This window comes from Vibrio sp. QJM3NY_27, from assembly GCF_057785955.1.
The window spans coordinates 2,815,021-2,833,108 of record NZ_CM173511.1; the positions used below are offsets into that span (position 1 = coordinate 2,815,021).

The window sequence follows — 18,088 nt, forward strand, 5'->3', positions numbered from 1 at the left end:
TTACGTTGAGTGCCTTTTTTATATCTGAAGCCAAATAATCGAACAAACAAACATTTAGACTACTTGGCCTACTATACTCTATTCGCTGTACTTTAACCGTTCTCACCACAATAGAAGCGCACCTGGTAATGGTAATGCTCTTTCAATAATTTGTATTCATCATGGACACTTGGCGTCCATGAGTCGTCGCCGCCGACGCCCATATGGAAGCCATCGACATAAACAAACAGCTGTTCTTGTTCGGTTAAGTCACAAGTATGCTTCGCCTGCTGCAATTGCTGTTGTCCAAATCGACTGACTGAGAAATGGAAGTCTCCTTGCAATTCGAATACGCCCACTTTTGCCTCACGAACATCACAACGCAAGCCGCAATCAGAAGGGAAAATATACGGGGTATGCATTTGTTCAATGTTCTGCTGATATCGCCCCATATGGGCTGACATTTTTCGATCTGGGTAGTTTTCGTGTGGCCCACGACCAAACCATTCCACCCCATCAGGCACATGGTTCAAAGCAAACTCAAAACCGACTCGAGGCAGAGATGGCAAACCTTTCGCCGCTTGTACATCCACATCTAACTTAACCTCACCATCGGTAAATAATTGGTACCGCCAAGTCGACAACAAACGAACCTGGCCTTCTACTGTGTGGGCAATTATTGCTGTCACCGTCACCCCGTTTTTCTGAGTGATGGATGAAAATTCGATGCACTCTGGAGTGAGCCTATCTAACCTCATCGCCTGCCAGCGTGCTATCCATGAATTGGGGTCGACGCGGTTTGCTTCACTGACACCGATATCGTTGTCTAATGGTGCGCGATAAAAGTTATCTCGAAGACCACTAGCAAGCCGTTCCACGCCTTTGATTTTCCAGCTCTCTAGTGTCCCAGATAATCTGTCAAACTCTACTTGATAAGCATCACCACTCACCGTCAGCAGCGCGTCGGTTTCAGTCACTTTCGGTGGAAATTGAGATAGGTTGGCATCCAACATCAATTGCGGCTGAGTGGGTAAGGCAAGCTGTTCAATCGCCGTCACATGGCCTTTATTCGCCCACGCAGTATTGGCATTTAATACCACTTCGAGATTAAGGTAATTAAGCGCATTGGCCGTATGAGGAATAGTCACACCGTTAAGCTCTATCTGGACACTCTCGTCCGCACCAACCATCAATTCGATCCAACCGTCGCACGTGACCACACCATTCTGGGTAACCGTCCAATTCAACGTTTCAACCCTGCTGGTCACAAATAGGTGTTCGCTGTGTACTTCAATCACCAGTGGTGATGCAGACACCAGCTTGAACTGATAAAACTGTTGCGCCTTTTTCACTTCATGCAGCGTTGGATGTACCGTTCTGTCTGGGAATACCAAACCATTAATGCAGAACTGGCGATCATTAATCTCGTCGCCGAAATCACCACCATAGCCCCAATATTGTTTGCCGCTCGAATCGGTTTTGGTGATCCCTTGATCGACCCAATCCCAGATAAATCCGCCCTGTAATCTTGGGTTGTCTCTAAACGCCTGCCAGTATTTATCAAAGCTACCTAGACTGTTCCCCATTGCATGGGCGTACTCACAGAGAATCAGAGGACGTTGCTCGTTTGGTAGAGCGATCGCTTTGCGAATACCCACGCGAGGTGTCACTTCAGGTTGACTCTCAACCACAGGTAAATCCCAATCAACCCGCGCATACATTGGGCACAAGATATCGGTCGCTGCTGTATCTGCCCCGCCACCTTCATACTGAACGGGACGTGTTGGATCCGTTTGTTTCACCCATTGATACATCGCATGGTGATTACGACCAATCCCCGACTCATTACCCAACGACCAAATGATCACGCTGGCGTGGTTTTTATCGCGCTCCACTAACCTTGTCATTCGTCTCATGTACGCATTCAACCACGACGAATCATTAGACAGTCGACACATCGGAAACTGACCATGGGTTTCCACATTCGCTTCATCAACCAAATACAGGCCATACTCATCACACAATTCATACCACAATGGGTGATTCGGATAATGAGCGGTTCTAACGGCATTGAAGTTATTTTGTTTGAGCAGTTTGATGTCTTGAATCATTCCTTCACGAGTCATGGTGTGACCCAATTCAGGGTGATGTTCATGGCGATTCACACCACGAATCAGCAACGGCTTACCGTTAACTTTGAGCAAACTATCGGTAATTTCAACACATCGAAATCCGACATCGTAAGCCTCACAATCGACAAGCTCATCATGTTCATTGAGCAATGACACCACACAACGATACAGATAAGGTGATTCGGCACTCCACTTGTTCGGATTCACCACTGAAATGCGGTGTTCCGCGACTTCAGACCAAGGCCCTTTCTCATCCACAACTCGCTCACCAAAGCCCACGATTTGAGGTTCACAAACCAACTGTCCTTGAGCATCATAAAGTTCAGTTCTCAGCTTATCGCAGCCTTCTACATCATTGCTGTGCTTGGTTATTTTCGTAGAAATATTTAAAACCGCATCGCGATAGCAAGCATCTAGCTGAGTCTCAATACCAACATCCTCAATGGCGACCTTGGGCTTTCTCAATAAAGTCACATCACGGAATATGCCGCTGAGCCACCACATATCTTGGTCTTCAAGATAGGAACCATCAGACCAACGCAGCACCATGACTGCTAGCGTGTTCTCGCCTGCTTGTAAGTATTCAGACAGGTCAAATTCAGCCGGTAATCGACTGTCTTGCGAATAACCAACCCACTTGCCGTTGCACCATAAATGAAATGCAGAATTCACGCCATCAAAGGTCAGCCTATGGGTATCTAATAGCTCCGGTTCCATGCAGTTAAAATGCGTTCGGTAGAGCCCTGTCGGATTATCGCTAGGGACGAAGGGAGAGTTATCAGCGAAAGGATACTTCACATTGGTATAGATCGGTTTATCAAAGCCTTGCATCTGCCAGTTGCTTGGCACTGCGATCGACTTCCACGAGGAATCATCAAAATGTTCAGAGACAAACTCTTCGCAGACCAACTCAGGCGAACCGAACAGCTGAAACTTCCAAACCCCATTAAGAGACAAGGTGCGTGACGAGTTCTTCCCCACAGCCTCAGCCAACGAGGTGTAACCATTCAAAGGAGCATGAGCCTCAACAACGTTATGATGAGTGATGTGTTGGTTTTCCCATTCACGGGCAGAGATGATTTGAGAGAAAGTTCTCATTGAGTGTTCCTTACGATAAACCGTTCAAAGTGAATCATTGCAAGTGATACTCAGTGCTCCATAACATTCAAACATGACGAACACTAACGAATCAGCACTGGCAATAATCCCTAGAGAGACAAAAGAAAGCCGCAGCCTGAACCGCTGCGGCTATTGAGATATTACTTAAAGGTACGCTTGCTCACCTTATCGAGTTTCTTCAAGATTTTTTCGATTCGGTCAGGGTGAACCATAAACTCTTGGAAACCTTTCATGCCCTCTTTGGCCATCGCAGGATCGGTATCACGGTCATAGAACTGAGCCGTACCATCGGTAGAAGCGAGCATTGCTACACCTTTATCTAAGAACGGATCTGACTTGGCTTTGGCTTTATTGTTGGTCGGAATTTGCAACAGCATCTCATTGATCAGCTGTTGGTTTTCAGCGCGAGCAACAAACTCTAAGAACTTACGCGCATCTTCCTTATTTTTTGCTTTAGAAGGAATGTGTAACGTATCCATTGGCGCGTCTTCTGACATCGGAATACTTGGGTCGATGACAGGGAATTGGAAGAAATCCATCTTGCCATCTAACTCAGCAGGGAAGTTTGGCGTAATGAAGTTCCCCATCAGGTACATCGCCGCTTTACCGTTGTACAAGAAAGGTTGAGCTTCTTGCCAAGAATAAGAGGCGTGATTTTCTAGATAGTAACCAGGCTCAACAAGCTCAGCCCAGTTAGCGAAGGTTTTCTTCACACGTTCGTCAGAATAAGGCACCTTGCCTTCCATCAACTGAATATGAAAATCCAAGCCGTTAGTACGCATGTTGATGTAATCAAACCAACCTGCAGCGGTCCACAAGTACTTAGTGCCAATCGCAAACGGTGCCACACCATTTTCTTTCAGCGTTGCCGATGCCGATTTCAGATCATCCCATGTTTTAGGTTCAGCAATTCCATACTGTTCAAAAATGTCTTTGCGGTAGTAGATACCCCATTGGTAATACGTGTATGGCACACCAAATTGCTTGCCATTTACCGTCATTGCAGGTGCGGCTGACGCAAAGTCTTGCTTCATGTTGTTGTCAGTCCAAATATCACTAACATCTTCAAACAGGCCGCGGTCAACAAAGGCTTTCATTCGGTTACCCGCATACCAAAAAACCACGTCCGGCGGCGAAGTGACCAACCAATTACGAATCGTTGTTTTGTACGACTCGTGATCGTACAAGTTGTACTTGACCGTAATATCTGGGTTTTCTTTTTCAAAGCGGTTAATGATCTCACCCCACGCCTCTTTTGGCGCTGGATCAGAAGCATCTGAGTTGATGACTAAGGTGCCTGCAAACGATGTTGCAGACATGGAGGCAGCGAGCACTGCAGAGGCAGCGATATGTTTCACGTATTTCATATTGAGGTCCTTGTTATGGAGCTAAGCTCTCTAAGTCCAATTCTTATTGTTTTGTCTCGTAGGGTGGTTCGTGTTTTAGTTACTCTTCAATGATTCATCCATTCGGGATGTCGGTAGCAATAACGACTAAAGCCGTCGCTATTGCTAGATTCGTGTATCGATTCTTATCTCGTTATTTACCCTTTGGTCGCACCTAATGTCAGACCTGCGATAAAGTGCTTTTGCATGGTAAAAAACAGCACAACCGGTGGGATAGCCGCGACTACAGCACCCGCCGACATAAACTGCCAAGACGCCAGCCATTGGCCTTGAAGTGAGCTCAACCCCGCAGTCACAGGGCGAACGTCATCACTCTGAACCAGTACTAGTGCCCAGAAGAAATCGTTCCAAATAAAGGTAAACACCAACACGGCTAGCGCAGCTAATGCAGGGCGAACCAAAGGCAGCACCACATGCCAGAATATTTTCCATTCACTCACCCCTTCAACACGCGCCGCTTCGATCAAGGCATCTGGGATCCCGACGATAAAGTTACGCATAAACAAGGTACAAAATCCGGCTTGAAAAGCGATATGGAAGAAAATCAATGCCCAATGGGTATCGTAAAGGCCAAGTCCAATGGTTAAATCACGCACTGGAATCATCAAAATTTGGAACGGAACAAAGTTGCCCGCGATAAACATCGCAAAGATCCACACATTGGCTTTGAAGTTGTATTTCGCCAAGGCATACCCAGCCAAAGTCGAAAGAGCGACAGCCCCTGCGACCGCTGGCAGTGTGATGATCAAGCTATTGATTAGGTACTGCCCCATAGAGGTCGAGGTAAAAACTTGGGTGTAGTTCTCTATGAATTGAATCTCGCTCGGCCAGCCCCAGTAATTACCTTTGTTGATGTCATCCATCGAACGAATCGACGTCATCATCACGGCGATAAGCGGTAACAACCACATCACGATCGAGATAGGTAACGCGACTCGGTAGCTGATATTAGTAAAGCGACCGGCTTTTTGAATTGGTTGCGGAAACATTATTTTTCACTCCTTAACATGCGCCACAAGAAGTAAGCGATATAGATATCCATAATCAGAAACAGCACCACCGAAACCGCCGCACCGTAACCCATTCGATAATTAAAGATAGACTCTTCATACATTTGATACGCCAGTACCGTCGAGCTGCCCCAAGGTCCACCCGCCGTCATGGTTGCCACTAAATCGAAAGAACGGAGGGCACCAATCACGGTCACGACCACAGCAATAAACGTCGCCGGTCTTAGTTGAGGAAGCACCACATACCAGAGCATGCGCCACTTCTTTGCACCATCCAGTCGCGCCGCTTCCAACTGCTCTGGGTCGAGGTTGTTCAACCCCGTGAGATACAAGATCATGCAGTAAGAAATTTGTGGCCACAGACCAGCAGCGATGATTCCATAGGTGACGTAGTCTTCATCAGCAAGTATTGAAACGGGCTCAAAACCGAAGGCACCCAATACCATATTGAAAAGGCCAAATGAGGGGTCATAGAACCAGGAGAACACTAGACCAACCACCACTTGAGAGATAACAAAGGGGAAGAAAAATAAGGATTTAACGACACGAATGCCTTTCACTTGTTGGTTTAAGAAAAGGGCAATCGCCAAGCCACACGGTGGCGCAAGCATAAAGAAAATCAACCAAAGGAAGTTATTCGTTAACGAAGTATAAAAAGCATCTGAGTCAAAAAGCTCACGATAGTTCTCAAGCCCCACCCACTCTTTTTCGCCTAACCCATCCCACTCAAAGAAGCTCAGCCAGATACTGTCCAAGATGGGGTAGATAACATAAAGAGAGAAGATAGCGATGGCTGGCGCCAAAAACAGCCAAGGCGACACCTTAGAACTAATGCGCCTTTTCTTTTTCGCCGATGGGATGCGATTTTCTGGGTATATCGTTTTCACAGATTGCTCCATTTCCCGAAATTCCTTGTATTAAAAGCTTCATTTACTATTTGATTAATTTCCACCTAGGTTTCTAAATTTAATCGAGCAACGCAGCATTTATAGTAATTACGTTCAAATATTAGGCTTATTGATAACATTGCGCACAGTTATGTTTTATTTTTGTAAACGTTTCCACAAAAATCAGTATAGATCGCCAAATTTATATGACCACGATCAATAAATCATGCGAGGCACCTAACAAATTTCTGATGAAAGCGTATGTTTTAAAGGCAAAGAGATGCAGTCCAACGAAGCAAGGAGAGAGCATGGCTGATATCAGCTTAAAACAGGTCATCAAACGATATGGTGATGTTCAAACGATCCATGGTGTTGATCTAGAAATAAGTAACGGCGAATTCGTAGTATTCGTTGGACCGTCTGGTTGTGGTAAATCAACTCTCTTACGCTTAGTTGCTGGCTTAGAAGAGATTACTGAAGGTGAGATCCATATTGGCGATGATCTGGTTAACGATGTCGATCCTGCCGAGCGTGGTGTCGCGATGGTATTCCAGTCCTACGCCCTTTATCCGCATATGACGGTTGAAGAAAACATGGGCTTTGGCCTGAAAATGAACGGTGTTGCTAAAGAAGTCGTCGAGAAACAAGTCACCAGTGCAGCGAAAACGCTTCAACTAGATCCTTTATTGAAGCGTAAACCTAAAGAACTTTCGGGTGGACAACGTCAGCGTGTTGCTATCGGTCGAGCAATTGTTCGTAACCCAAGAGTGTTCTTATTCGACGAACCTTTATCAAACTTAGATGCTGAACTTCGTGTCGATATGCGCTTACAAATCGCCAAATTGCACCAAGATCTGCAAAATACCATGATTTATGTCACGCACGATCAGGTCGAAGCAATGACGCTTGCTGACAAGATCGTAGTACTGAGAGATGGTCGAGTAGAACAAGTCGGTTCACCTCTCGAACTGTATCATTATCCACAAAATGAGTTTGTGGCCGGCTTTATTGGCTCTCCGAAAATGAACTTCTTACCGTGTGTCGTGAACAGCACCTCAGAAACTCATGCCCAACTGACCGTCAATGGACTTAATAAAATGACTCTGCCATTGCCAAGTGATGGCCTTGCCGAAGGACAAAAATTGACTCTTGGTATTCGACCAGAACATTTGGAGATCAATGGCGAGTCAGATATCACGATTGAGTTCCAGAGCGAAGTGGTAGAACGATTGGGCAACAGTACCTATATGTTTGGCCAATCATGTGGTGTTGATAGCTTCAAGGTTCATCTACCCGGGGATCAAGAAGTCGCACGCTATCAGTCTCTCAATTTAAATTTCGCATCAAAAGATTGCCATCTATTTGATGCTGAAGGTCAGCGTATTAACTAGGCTTTAAAAACGGTAGAGCTAGCTTGATGTCGCTAGCTTTACCGCTTCATTTCAAACTCATTTCTTGTGCCACTTTGAAGTAGTTAAACGCTTCCACTTTCTTCCTCTTTACGTTATGAAACATCTCTCAAAAGTTTCATAACTCACACCTAAATGTTGGCCTCTGAAGGCTTATTCGAACTTTATTTACCCTTAATAGCTATCCGGACATTAATTTGATAGTCGTTTACTCAATAATGGCTAAACTATAGTGTCGCCTCCACCTTTTTTTGAGAAAACCTAAATGCCTAATGCTGATTCCACCCTAAATAAACGCATGGGAATCGTTGCGCTCACCTGGCCAATTTTTATCGAAGTTCTTCTAAGAACCGCACTTAACACCAGTGATGTATTCATGTTATCGGGGTACTCAGACAAAGCCGTGTCTGCCGTTGGTGTTATCTCTCAGATATCCTTTTTTCTGATCATCGTCTCAACCATGGTCAGCAGTGGTACAGGCATCCTAATCGCACAATACAACGGTGCTTCTCGCACTCAAGAGAGCGCTCACGTGGGCGTGGCGAGCATTATCTTGGCCATTATTACCGGTGTGTTACTCAGTATGATTGCGGTTCTTGGTGCTGAATATTTTATTCCGCTCTACCAACTGGAAGCTCAAGTCGAACAGTACGCTCAAGAGTATCTGTTTATCAGTGGCGCGCTCACCTTTAATGTCACGATAGGTGTCGTTCTCACCACGATTCTACGCAGCCATGGCTATTCAAAATCACCGATGGTCATCAACATGATTGCAGGTGTGATCAACATCTTCGGTAACTACTGCGCACTTTACCAACCTTTCGGCTTGCCAGTGTACGGCGTACAAGGGGTTGCAACGGCGACAGTCATTAGCCAAGTGATCGGCTTATTGATCTTAATCGGTGTCGTAAGAAACAAAGGCATTGATCTACCTATGAAACAGTTCAAATCTGTGCCTAAAGCTATCTATCAAAAAATCATGAAGATCGGCTCTATGAATGCTGGAGAAGTACTCTCTTACAACATGGCGCAAATCAGTATTACCTTCTTTGTGGTTCAGATGGGAACGTCTTCACTGGCCGCGTTTACTTACGCACAAAACATCGCACGTCTCTCTTTTGCCTTTGCCTTAGCCATCGGCCAAGGTAGCCAAATCCAAACGGGTTATTACATTGGTAAAGGTTGGATAGATGAGATAGCCAACCGTGTACAACGATACTTTGTAGTAGGCTTCATCGCCTCTATCACCATTACCTGCGTGGTCTATATTTTCCGATTCGAGATTTTGGATTTATTCACTCAAGACCCAGAGATCATCGCACTGACTGCCGCACTCATCGCAGGATCGATACTTTTAGAAGCTGGTCGCGTATTTAATCTGATTTTCATTTCTTGCTTAAAAGCCGCAGGCGATATTAAGTTCCCTATCAAAATGGGCATTCTCAGTATGTGGGGCATTGGCGTTGCGATGAGCTATTTACTTGGTGTGCATTGGGGTTATGGCGTATTTGGTGCTTGGATGGCAATCGCGATGGACGAATGGTTCCGCGGATTGATCATGGTTCGTCGCTGGCGAGCGAAGAAATGGACTCGTTTTTCTTTGTAGATCATTTAGAGCCTTGCTGATTACCGCTCGAGCTATGTGTTAGAACCCATGTTAATACTGTGCCCAGAAACACTCTGGGTACACTCAATAAGGTACTTGTACCTAACTAAAAATGACAGCCCCCACCTAATGTTACTTTCAGATAACCCGAGTTGCCCTCCATTAGTTATAAACTCATCAAAAGCGCACTACTATTACCTTACTCGTTAACTATGTCGTTAATGACCGAATGCTAAGCACGCACTGCTACTAATAAGCACAAAGCCACTGGCATGATAGGAGAACAAGATTATGTCTTATTACTCAGTATTAGAAGTTACGCCAACCACTGACGCTTGGATCGCTGATTACATCGAACCAGCAACCAGACTCGTCACAAAATATGGCGGTCAATATCTAGCTCGCACTGCTAGCCACGAAAACGTAGAAGGTAACGCTGAGCAGCCTGCATTGCGTGTCATCATTGAGTGGCCATCAAAGCAAGCTGCCGTTGATTTCATTAATGACGCGGAATATGCCCCACACTTAGCTGCACGCACTGCAGGTTCAGTTAGCCACCATGCGCTTATCGAAGGTAAAGACGACCTAGCGTAATCGAGAGTCCAATCTCCGGTTAATATTTAGATATAAAAAGACCCCCAATAATTGGTGTCCAACTATTGGGGGTCAGTTCATAGCGCGGCTTTTTGTTATTCACTTTATAGTAATTAGCCTATAGTGAACCTTTTACTCAAAATCCATAAACTATTAAATAATATCAGATAGTTAAAAGCCAATTTAAGTAATTAAACCGTAGCTTCAATGCCCTTCTTACGCTTTGCTAATCGGCCAAAAATACCGACTAACATCACAATGCCACACACACCGTACACTTGCATGATGGTTGGATCATCAGATACAAAACCAACATCAGAGAACATCACGTACGCACCTAATACCATGTAGAGAATGATAGCCGAAGCTTCGAAACGGAACGCCCAAGGCGTAACATCAATGTTTTCATTCACAGGCATCACGTAATCATCTTCACGTGGCATAAAGTAGCCAATGATGAACATCAGCGCTGTACATACAACAAACAGAATCGCCAATTGGTGTAAGAAGTGAATAGGTGTTTTGAACACTAACTGCATCGCAGCGTATGAACTTACAAACACCACCAGCGCAACTTTAGCCGCCACAGCAGGTACACGTTTAGAGACATAACCCACAAACACAATCGTAAAAATTGGCACGCTGAAGAAGCCCGCTACCATTTGTAGGTATTGGAACAAACCTTCAGGGGCATACATGATGAACGGTGCAATGCACACAGAGATAATCGCGATCACAACGCCGAAGATACGGCCTTTACCCACCAGCTCTTCATCGGTTTTACCTTGACCAAACAAAGGCTTGTAGACATTCAATGCAAATAGAGTGGTCGAACTGTTAAGTACACCATTAAATGTACTTAGGATGGCACCAAACATAACCGCGACAAAGAAGCCAACCAACGGCTTAGGCAACACTTCGTTTACCAAGCGCGTGTACATGGTGTCAGGGTTACCGGCATTTGCACCAAACATGTGGAATGCAATGATGCCTGGAATAATTAGGAACAGCGGAGAGATAACCTTAATTGCCCCCGCAAGAATCACCCCTTTCTGACCTTCTTTTAAGTTCTTAGCACCCAACGCACGCTGAATGATTGATTGGTCCGTACCCCAGTAGTATAGGTTCACAAGTAGAAGACCTGTAAACAAGGTTGAGAACGGCAGTGGATCAGTCTCTGTACCAACCGATTGCAGTTTCTCTGGCGCTGCATAAAGCAGAATATCCAAGCCAGCACCAAAGCTGCCCTCGCCCAACACCATCAAACCAAACACGGGGATCATCATGCCGCCAACAATCAGGCCTACGCCATTAATCGTATCCGCAATCACAACCGCTTTTAGGCCGCCATAAATCGCGTAAAAGAAGCCAAGTAGACCAATCGTCGCCGAAATAAGGGCTATTGAACTAAACTCTGAAATATTTAGCAGAGCTTGAACATCAAAGATCTCCCCCAAAACAACGGCACCGGCATAAAGTGTGGTTGGCAAGATATTGATGACGTACTGGCACAAGAAAAGTAACGTCACAAACTTCTTCACCGACATGTCGTAACGGCTCTCTAAGAAGTCTGGAATCGTCGTTATCCCTTGCTTCAGGTAACGCGGTACCAGCATCAGAGCGATGATGACTAAAGTGACACCAGACGCCACTTCCCAACCCATAACACTCATGTTGTGGGTATAAGCTTGTGCACTCATGCCAACAAAGCTAGTCGCACTTAAATTGGTTAAAATTAGGGAGCTGGCAATCAAACCACCGGTTAAGCTTCTTCCGCCGAGAAAGAAACCGTCTTGTGAGGTGTTCTTGTCATTTTTAACTTTGTTGTAGGTAAACGCGACAACAAAACCAGTAAATAACAAGAATGACAGCAGAACTGTAATAGACATTTTGTTTTCCTTAAGTTTAGTTATTGCGGCAGCAATTCCTCGCTGCCGATTATATTTTTATATTTAGAATTTTATTTGTAGGGGGAGCTCAGAGTTAACGCTTCATATCTTTTTCAGATGAACAATCAAGGCTGACTCTGGGTCTAGAATCGGTAAGGTCAATCCAATTTCCTTGAGGTTATCGCCACTCAAGGTCAACGTTTTGTCGAGCCATTGGGGGCGCTGTTTCATCAACTGGAAACTGGTTTTTGGCATGTCCACTAACTTCACTTGATACATCGCGTTGTCTTCCACACAGCTAATACGAAGTGGAGAAGGCAGAGCATATTCAGGCATCGCTAATTGGCACACGGTAATCAGCATTTCATCGTCATTTTCAACGCCATAAATGTTCTGATTTTTGTCCGAAGGATCCATTCGGAAACTACGGCCAGAATGCAAAACATGACGAAATTGCTTATGCAGTGAAATGTAATGTGAGAATGCTTGTTTCTCTTCCGGTGACTCTTTAACGGGGTCAAGCTCAACACCCATGTGCCCCATGAGTGCGGTTACGCCACGCATATTGATGCTGTGACGACGGTTGGTTGAGTGGCATTCTGCTGGGCCGATATGCGCCCCCATCACCTCTGGTGGGAAGAAGTAACTCATGCCTTTCTGAATGGCTTGGCGCTCTAAGGCATCATTACAATCCGATGCCCAGAAACGATGGGTTCGTTTTAGAATTTCAAAATCGATACGACCACCACCTGAAGAGCAAGATTCAATCTCGACTTCTGGATGCGCTCGATTCAACTCATCAACAAGACGGTATAGCGCTTTAGTTTGACCATGCACCGCAGCTTTACCTTGATGCCCAGGTTGAACCAACTCTCGGTTCATGTCCCACTTAAGGTAAGTGATGTTGTATCGAGTCAAAAGCGCATTGAGGCGTTCATACAAATAGTTAAAACATGCTTCATTTTGTAGGTCCAACACGTACTGCCAACGACCAGATGGTTGATGATACCCTTGTAAACCAAGCACCCAATCCGGATGGTTTCGATAAAGATTAGAATCTTGACTTACCATCTCTGGTTCAACCCAAAGGCCAAACTCCATACCCTGTTGGTTTACATGTTCAATTACAGGCTCTAAGCCATTTGGATATTTCACCTCATCCAAATACCAGTCGCCCAGTGCGGTACGTTCACCATCACGCCCCACAAACCAACCATCATCAATAATGAAACGTTCAACGCCCATTACGCCCGCTTCCGTTGCCATCTTCATGATGTAGTCAGGCTTGTGATCAAAATAGATCCCTTCCCATGTATTCAAGTGAACGGGACGAGGTTTATCGGTTGGGAATTGAATAATGTTGTCGCGAACAAATTGTTGAAAGCGTTGCGCGATGCCATTTAAACCTGAGTTGCTGTAACAGCCGAACAGCCAAGGTGTTTGATAGCTTGCTTGAGGTTCCAGAATGGATTCGCCTGCAAGCAACAACTCACCAGCTTGAACAAAGCGGCGACCATCACTGCGAACATCTGCACGCATTTGGTGGTTACCGCTCCAGCCCAAATGAAATCCCCATACCAAACCATGTTGCTCGGAGAACCCTTGAGTCCCTGCAAACATCCCCGGGAAATTCTCGTGAGATGTGCGACCACGACGGTTCTCTTGCATGAAGCCACCGTGTTCAAAGCGTTGGCGTTGCGTTTGAAACTCATGACACCAACGACCATGGAACGTCATAAGCTCGTTAGCATGATTCGGCAATGGCAGCGTTGAAGAAAGCTTGTTCAAGTAGTATTTTTTGTCGCCTTTATTGGTGACAGTCACACGCTTTTGGACGACGTCAGATTCGAAGTCCAGTTTGATCTCTACCTTAAGATCCAGTTGAGCAACCTTGTCTTCAAGGAAAAAACACGCCTCTTGATCTTGAGCATCGTAACGAACGGTCTTAAAGACGGGAGCCCAATCAAGCCCTTCTCTATGACCTTCAATACCCGGAGCGTTAAAGTGTCCACTGCCTAACTCAGGACAAAGAGAAAGTGGCACATCCACATCAAGTCGAGCTTGAGAAATCGGTCTTTCTGTCGAAAGCAGAAGATCTTCATCAATACTTGCGATCTTTGCCCCCCAATGCAAAACCTCTGGAACACGTCCTGATTTAATGATCAAACTATGATTTTTACTCTTTAAGTGAATAAATTCGTTCATTACTAATCTCTATTGTTTTCGTAAACATGATATAGAAATAATAGTGAACCCATCACGCCAAATTAGTATCCAAAACCGACAAAATCGTGATGTAAATTGGCTTTAACATTCGAGAAACTTGCACAAGATCGACTGTTTCCGGAAACATTTTTAATGTTTTAAAAGACATTTATTTGAAAGTGAGCAGAGTTTAGTTTGGTAAATTTCGGTAGGCTTATTTCACTCTAAAATATTCGATGGGCAGACCGATGAGTATCACCTTCAAAGACGTAGCAAAACTGGCAGGGGTATCCACCCAGACGGTATCTCGAGTAACCAATGGCTCACAAGACGTCGCAGAATCCACCCGCAACAAGGTTAACGCCGCCATAAAGCAACTGGGATATGTACCCAATAAAGGTGCGCAAATGCTCAGTCGAGCCAAGTCCACCAGCGTTGGCTTAGTCACTCTCGATATGGCACTGCATGGCGCAGCAATGATCGCCAATGGCGTGCGAATGCAGGCTCATGATATGAGTTATGGCGTCGCTTTCTCTGTTGTTTCCGAGCCTAATCTCGCGAACACCCGTGAGGCCATTCGTGAATTGATGGCTCAACAGGTAGACAGCATTATTCTGAATGTGCCTTTAGAGAGTGCCGATGCAGAATGGTTAGTGGAACAATATCAGCACCTCAACCTTATCTTCATTGATGTTCCCTCTAACAGCCAAGTGAACTATGTTTGCGGTGATCATGCGGAAGGAGCAAAACTGGCAGCTCAACATCTACTTGAAAGCGGACGAACGGACTTCCTGCTGATCACTGGCCCGAATGAATCCAGTGCCTCAAAGATTCGTCATCAAAGTTGGTTAGCCGCGTTATCAGATGCAGAGAGTAAGGTGCAGTATCAATATCAAGGAAACTGGCAAGCAGAAAGTGGTTATCTTGGTGTTCGAGAAGCTGTCGCTAAACAAGCCGTATTTGATGCCGTGTTAGTGGCAAGTGATCAGATGGCATTAGGGGTTTTACGCGCGCTGCAAGAACTGCAGGTTCCAGTCCCTGACAAGGTTGCGGTCGTTGGCTTTGATGGCATCGAGGACAGTGCGTTTTTTAATCCACCGCTGACCACCATCAAGCAGGACTTCACCACGATTGGCCGACAAGCAGTGGTACTTGCAGAGAAGCTCAACGCCAACTCACAAGATGCTTTACTGCAGCACCATATCGAAACTGCATTACTCCCAAGAGAAAGCAGCCAACCTAAGGTGACGGCTCACTATGAAAAACAAGAGATCGAGCAACTGCTAAAAAGGATTCAAACCCTTTTGCCAGAATCGACATAAAAGAAAAAGCGCTAGGGGGAGCTAGCGCTTTAAGACCAACTAAGTCCATTTAGCCTGGTAGTTTTTTAAGCTATATCATGAGGATATAACCATTTTTTTACTTAGGTCAATCAAAAAGCCTATTCTTTACGACTGCTTTGAGTCGTAAATTAAGCATAGTCACGTTCTGGTAATTAACCGGATTTTTTTAGGGATAATTTGGACAAAATTAACGTCAAATCGCAGCTCATAAATTTACTCACTAATCACAGATGAAATAGCTTTAGCAATCAACTTTCTAAGTAATTTATTTTTATCATCTAGATGCTTTGCCTTGCGATAGACAAGCTGTATATCAAAATCCGGAACATCGATAGGTGGTTTCACCGCCAGTAAAGTATCTTCGGTATCAATATCATTACGCGCCACGAGCCGAGGAACAATACACAACAACTCTCGACCACGAATTAATCGTTTTACTGTCAAGAAGTTACTTGAAGATATAGCGATTTTTCGACTGAAACCTAGCTCAGCCAATCGAATATCAACACCCGTTTTTAGAGCCCCCGCAGGAGAAACCAATGCATGTTCTACAGATACAAACTGATCTAAAGACATTGGTTGTTCAATAGATAAAACCGACTGATCGAACAAACACACATGTTGCTCTGTATACAAATGCTTTGTTCGATAAGGCTTTGGTACCTCACCAAAACTGCCGATCGCGATATCGAGCTTAGCGTCTTCAAACACTTGTTGATAGTTGCTTCGATTGACATTGAATAACGTCACTTGAGAATAAGGCGAAGATTGCTTAATAAGATCAAACAACATTGGAGCGAACATCTGCTCTGCATAATCGGTAAGTCCGATCTTCCAAGTGCCTTTATAGGTTGCTACATCAAACGATTTAGACAGCAGTACTTCTGACTGAATTGTATTGAGTAAGGCATCGACGGTGCTTGATAATTCAATCGCTCGGTCGGTCGCTTCCATCTTGCTGCCAACTCGTTCAAATAAAGGGTCATCAAACAGCTTTCTCAGTCTTTGTAAGCTATGACTCATTGCTGATTGGCTGACATAACAACGTTCAGCCGCCTTACTAACACTGTTGGTTTTATACAGAGCTTGCAGTGCAATCAATAAGTTAAGGTCAATTCCTTTCCAGTTAAAATCAGCCACAAACCAATCCCATATTATTCATAGTTATAATTAAAATAATTAATTTGAATCATAGTCTAACTCCGCCTAAATTACGCTAAACATTTATCTGGAATCGATCATGCTTTCAATTTTTAAAACCTTTTTCTGGCTTGGCTGGATTAGCTTTGGTGGGCCAGCAGCACACATTGGCTACTTTCGTAAAACCTTTGTTGAGAAACTGAATTGGTTATCCGACGAAGAGTACGGGCAAATTGTCGCCCTCAGTCAATTTTTACCGGGCCCAGGCTCAAGTCAGGTTGGCTTCGCGGTTGGTTATAAAAAAGGTGGCTTAACCGGTGCGATTGCCGCATTTGTCGGCTTCACTTCCCCATCTGTGATTCTGATGCTGATATTGGCGTTAGTCAGCAATCAGTTATTGGAAGCACCACTTTTCAATTCAATCATCCACGGGCTTAAGTTACTTGCGGTCGTGGTTGTAGCTGACGCCACTTTCGGCATGTACAAAAACTTCTGCCAATCGAAGATAGCAACAGCACTGTGTGTGATCACCGCGATTGTTCTACTTTTGATTCCTGGGATCTGGCCTCAAGTCTTAGTGCTCCTATTTGCAGCAATCATTGGCAGCAAATTTTTAACCTCACACGAATTAAAAACAGCACCTTCGACGCACAAGATATCGTTAACACCACTCGTGATTTTCGTTGCTTTACTGGTTGGTCTGCCTCTATTCAGTGCTTACTCTCAAGGCATTGAAGTATTTGGCTTGTTCTACCAAGCAGGCAGCTTGGTATTCGGTGGCGGTCACGTGGTTCTTCCATTGTTACAGAATGGCATTGGTGACCAACTGTCTCAAGATACCTTCCTAACAGGCTATGCCGCAGCGCAAGCCGTACCGGGCCCGATGTTTACGTTAGCCACTTACCTAGGTTATGTATTAATGCCATCAGCACCGATCACAGGGGCACTGCTCGCAACAATTGCAGTGTTCTTACCGGGCTTCTTATTGCTACTGGGCGTACTGAAGAACTGGCAGGCAATTGCGAGTAAGCCTCTAGTAGCTGGGGCGCTTACAGGTGTGAATGCGGCTGTAGTCGGCTTATTACTTGCGGCTCTATACCAACCCATCTTCACAAGTGCAGTGAGTAGCGGCTTAGACTTCGCTCTGATCATTGTTGGTGTTTGGCTATTGAAAACCGTGAAGATGCCGATTGTAGGTTTAGTGGGGATCTTCATGTTATTGGGTGCGATTACCGGTCTCGCAATCTAAGTAATAATTGAGAGTAAGAGGTAGGGGAGCTAGTCGCCTACTTCTTACTTTAATCAAAATCGCCATCACAGCAGCAACTATACAATTGCAACTCCACCTAACACTTCAAGCACTCGAGTG

General features: G+C 45.0%; 12 protein-coding genes. 5 read left to right on the forward strand and 7 right to left on the reverse strand.

Going from position 1 to position 18,088, the window contains the following annotated elements; genetic code table 11:
* Nucleotides 1-92: 92 nt before the first annotated feature.
* The 4 genes from AC3CIA_RS12510 to AC3CIA_RS12525 all read right to left on the reverse strand — a co-directional run bounded on the left by AC3CIA_RS12510 (nt 93) and on the right by AC3CIA_RS12525 (nt 6,545).
* A complete protein-coding gene (locus tag AC3CIA_RS12510; protein ID WP_488518188.1) occupies nt 93-3,209 on the reverse strand; it encodes a beta-galactosidase in 3,117 nt (1,038 codons plus the stop codon).
* 161 nt (nt 3,210-3,370) lie between these two features.
* On the reverse strand, nt 3,371-4,597 hold the full coding sequence (locus AC3CIA_RS12515; protein WP_004734434.1) for an ABC transporter substrate-binding protein: 1,227 nt from the start codon (nt 4,595-4,597) through the stop codon (nt 3,371-3,373).
* 176 nt (nt 4,598-4,773) lie between these two features.
* Entirely contained in the window at nt 4,774-5,625 is an 852-nt protein-coding gene (locus AC3CIA_RS12520) for a carbohydrate ABC transporter permease (protein ID WP_004734435.1), read from the reverse strand.
* The gene (locus AC3CIA_RS12525) at nt 5,625-6,545 is read right to left on the reverse strand and encodes a carbohydrate ABC transporter permease (RefSeq protein WP_017095500.1); all 921 of its coding nucleotides are present in this window, start codon (nt 6,543-6,545) and stop codon (nt 5,625-5,627) included. Before AC3CIA_RS12525 ends, AC3CIA_RS12520 begins: the two co-directional genes overlap by 1 nt.
* Before the next feature lie 296 nt (nt 6,546-6,841).
* Here AC3CIA_RS12525 and AC3CIA_RS12530 point away from each other — a divergent pair, with 296 nt between their 5' ends.
* From AC3CIA_RS12530 to AC3CIA_RS12540, 3 genes are all read left to right on the forward strand, one after another.
* Nucleotides 6,842-7,924: an ABC transporter ATP-binding protein gene (locus AC3CIA_RS12530; RefSeq protein WP_488518189.1), complete on the forward strand. Its 1,083-nt coding sequence runs from the start codon at nt 6,842-6,844 to the stop codon at nt 7,922-7,924.
* Between the two features lie 283 nt (nt 7,925-8,207).
* The gene (locus tag AC3CIA_RS12535; RefSeq protein ID WP_017089765.1) at nt 8,208-9,548 is read left to right on the forward strand and encodes an MATE family efflux transporter; all 1,341 of its coding nucleotides are present in this window, start codon (nt 8,208-8,210) and stop codon (nt 9,546-9,548) included.
* A 291-nt stretch (nt 9,549-9,839) separates the two neighbouring features.
* Entirely contained in the window at nt 9,840-10,142 is a 303-nt protein-coding gene (locus AC3CIA_RS12540; protein WP_004734439.1) for a DUF1330 domain-containing protein, read from the forward strand.
* Between the two features lie 191 nt (nt 10,143-10,333).
* Here the strand turns inward: AC3CIA_RS12540 and AC3CIA_RS12545 are convergent, their stop codons facing one another.
* Together AC3CIA_RS12545 and AC3CIA_RS12550 are read right to left on the reverse strand one after the other, a co-directional pair.
* The gene (locus AC3CIA_RS12545; RefSeq protein WP_488518190.1) at nt 10,334-12,031 is read right to left on the reverse strand and encodes a solute:sodium symporter family transporter; all 1,698 of its coding nucleotides are present in this window, start codon (nt 12,029-12,031) and stop codon (nt 10,334-10,336) included.
* Between the two features lie 102 nt (nt 12,032-12,133).
* Nucleotides 12,134-14,236, reverse strand: coding sequence for an alpha-galactosidase (locus AC3CIA_RS12550; protein ID WP_372095158.1), 2,103 nt, complete (start codon nt 14,234-14,236; stop codon nt 12,134-12,136).
* A gap of 248 nt (nt 14,237-14,484) precedes the next feature.
* Here AC3CIA_RS12550 and AC3CIA_RS12555 point away from each other — a divergent pair, with 248 nt between their 5' ends.
* On the forward strand, nt 14,485-15,558 hold the full coding sequence (locus AC3CIA_RS12555) for a LacI family DNA-binding transcriptional regulator (protein WP_488518191.1): 1,074 nt from the start codon (nt 14,485-14,487) through the stop codon (nt 15,556-15,558).
* Between the two features lie 234 nt (nt 15,559-15,792).
* Here the strand turns inward: AC3CIA_RS12555 and AC3CIA_RS12560 are convergent, their stop codons facing one another.
* Nucleotides 15,793-16,719 carry a LysR family transcriptional regulator gene (locus AC3CIA_RS12560; protein ID WP_488518192.1) on the reverse strand — a complete coding sequence of 309 codons (927 nt, stop codon included), beginning with the start codon at nt 16,717-16,719 and terminating at the stop codon, nt 15,793-15,795.
* Nucleotides 16,720-16,819: 100 nt separating this feature from the next.
* Between AC3CIA_RS12560 and chrA the strand changes: the two genes are divergently transcribed.
* On the forward strand, nt 16,820-17,968 hold the full coding sequence (chrA, locus tag AC3CIA_RS12565; RefSeq protein ID WP_488518193.1) for a chromate efflux transporter: 1,149 nt from the start codon (nt 16,820-16,822) through the stop codon (nt 17,966-17,968).
* The last annotated feature ends 120 nt before the right edge of the window (nt 17,969-18,088 follow it).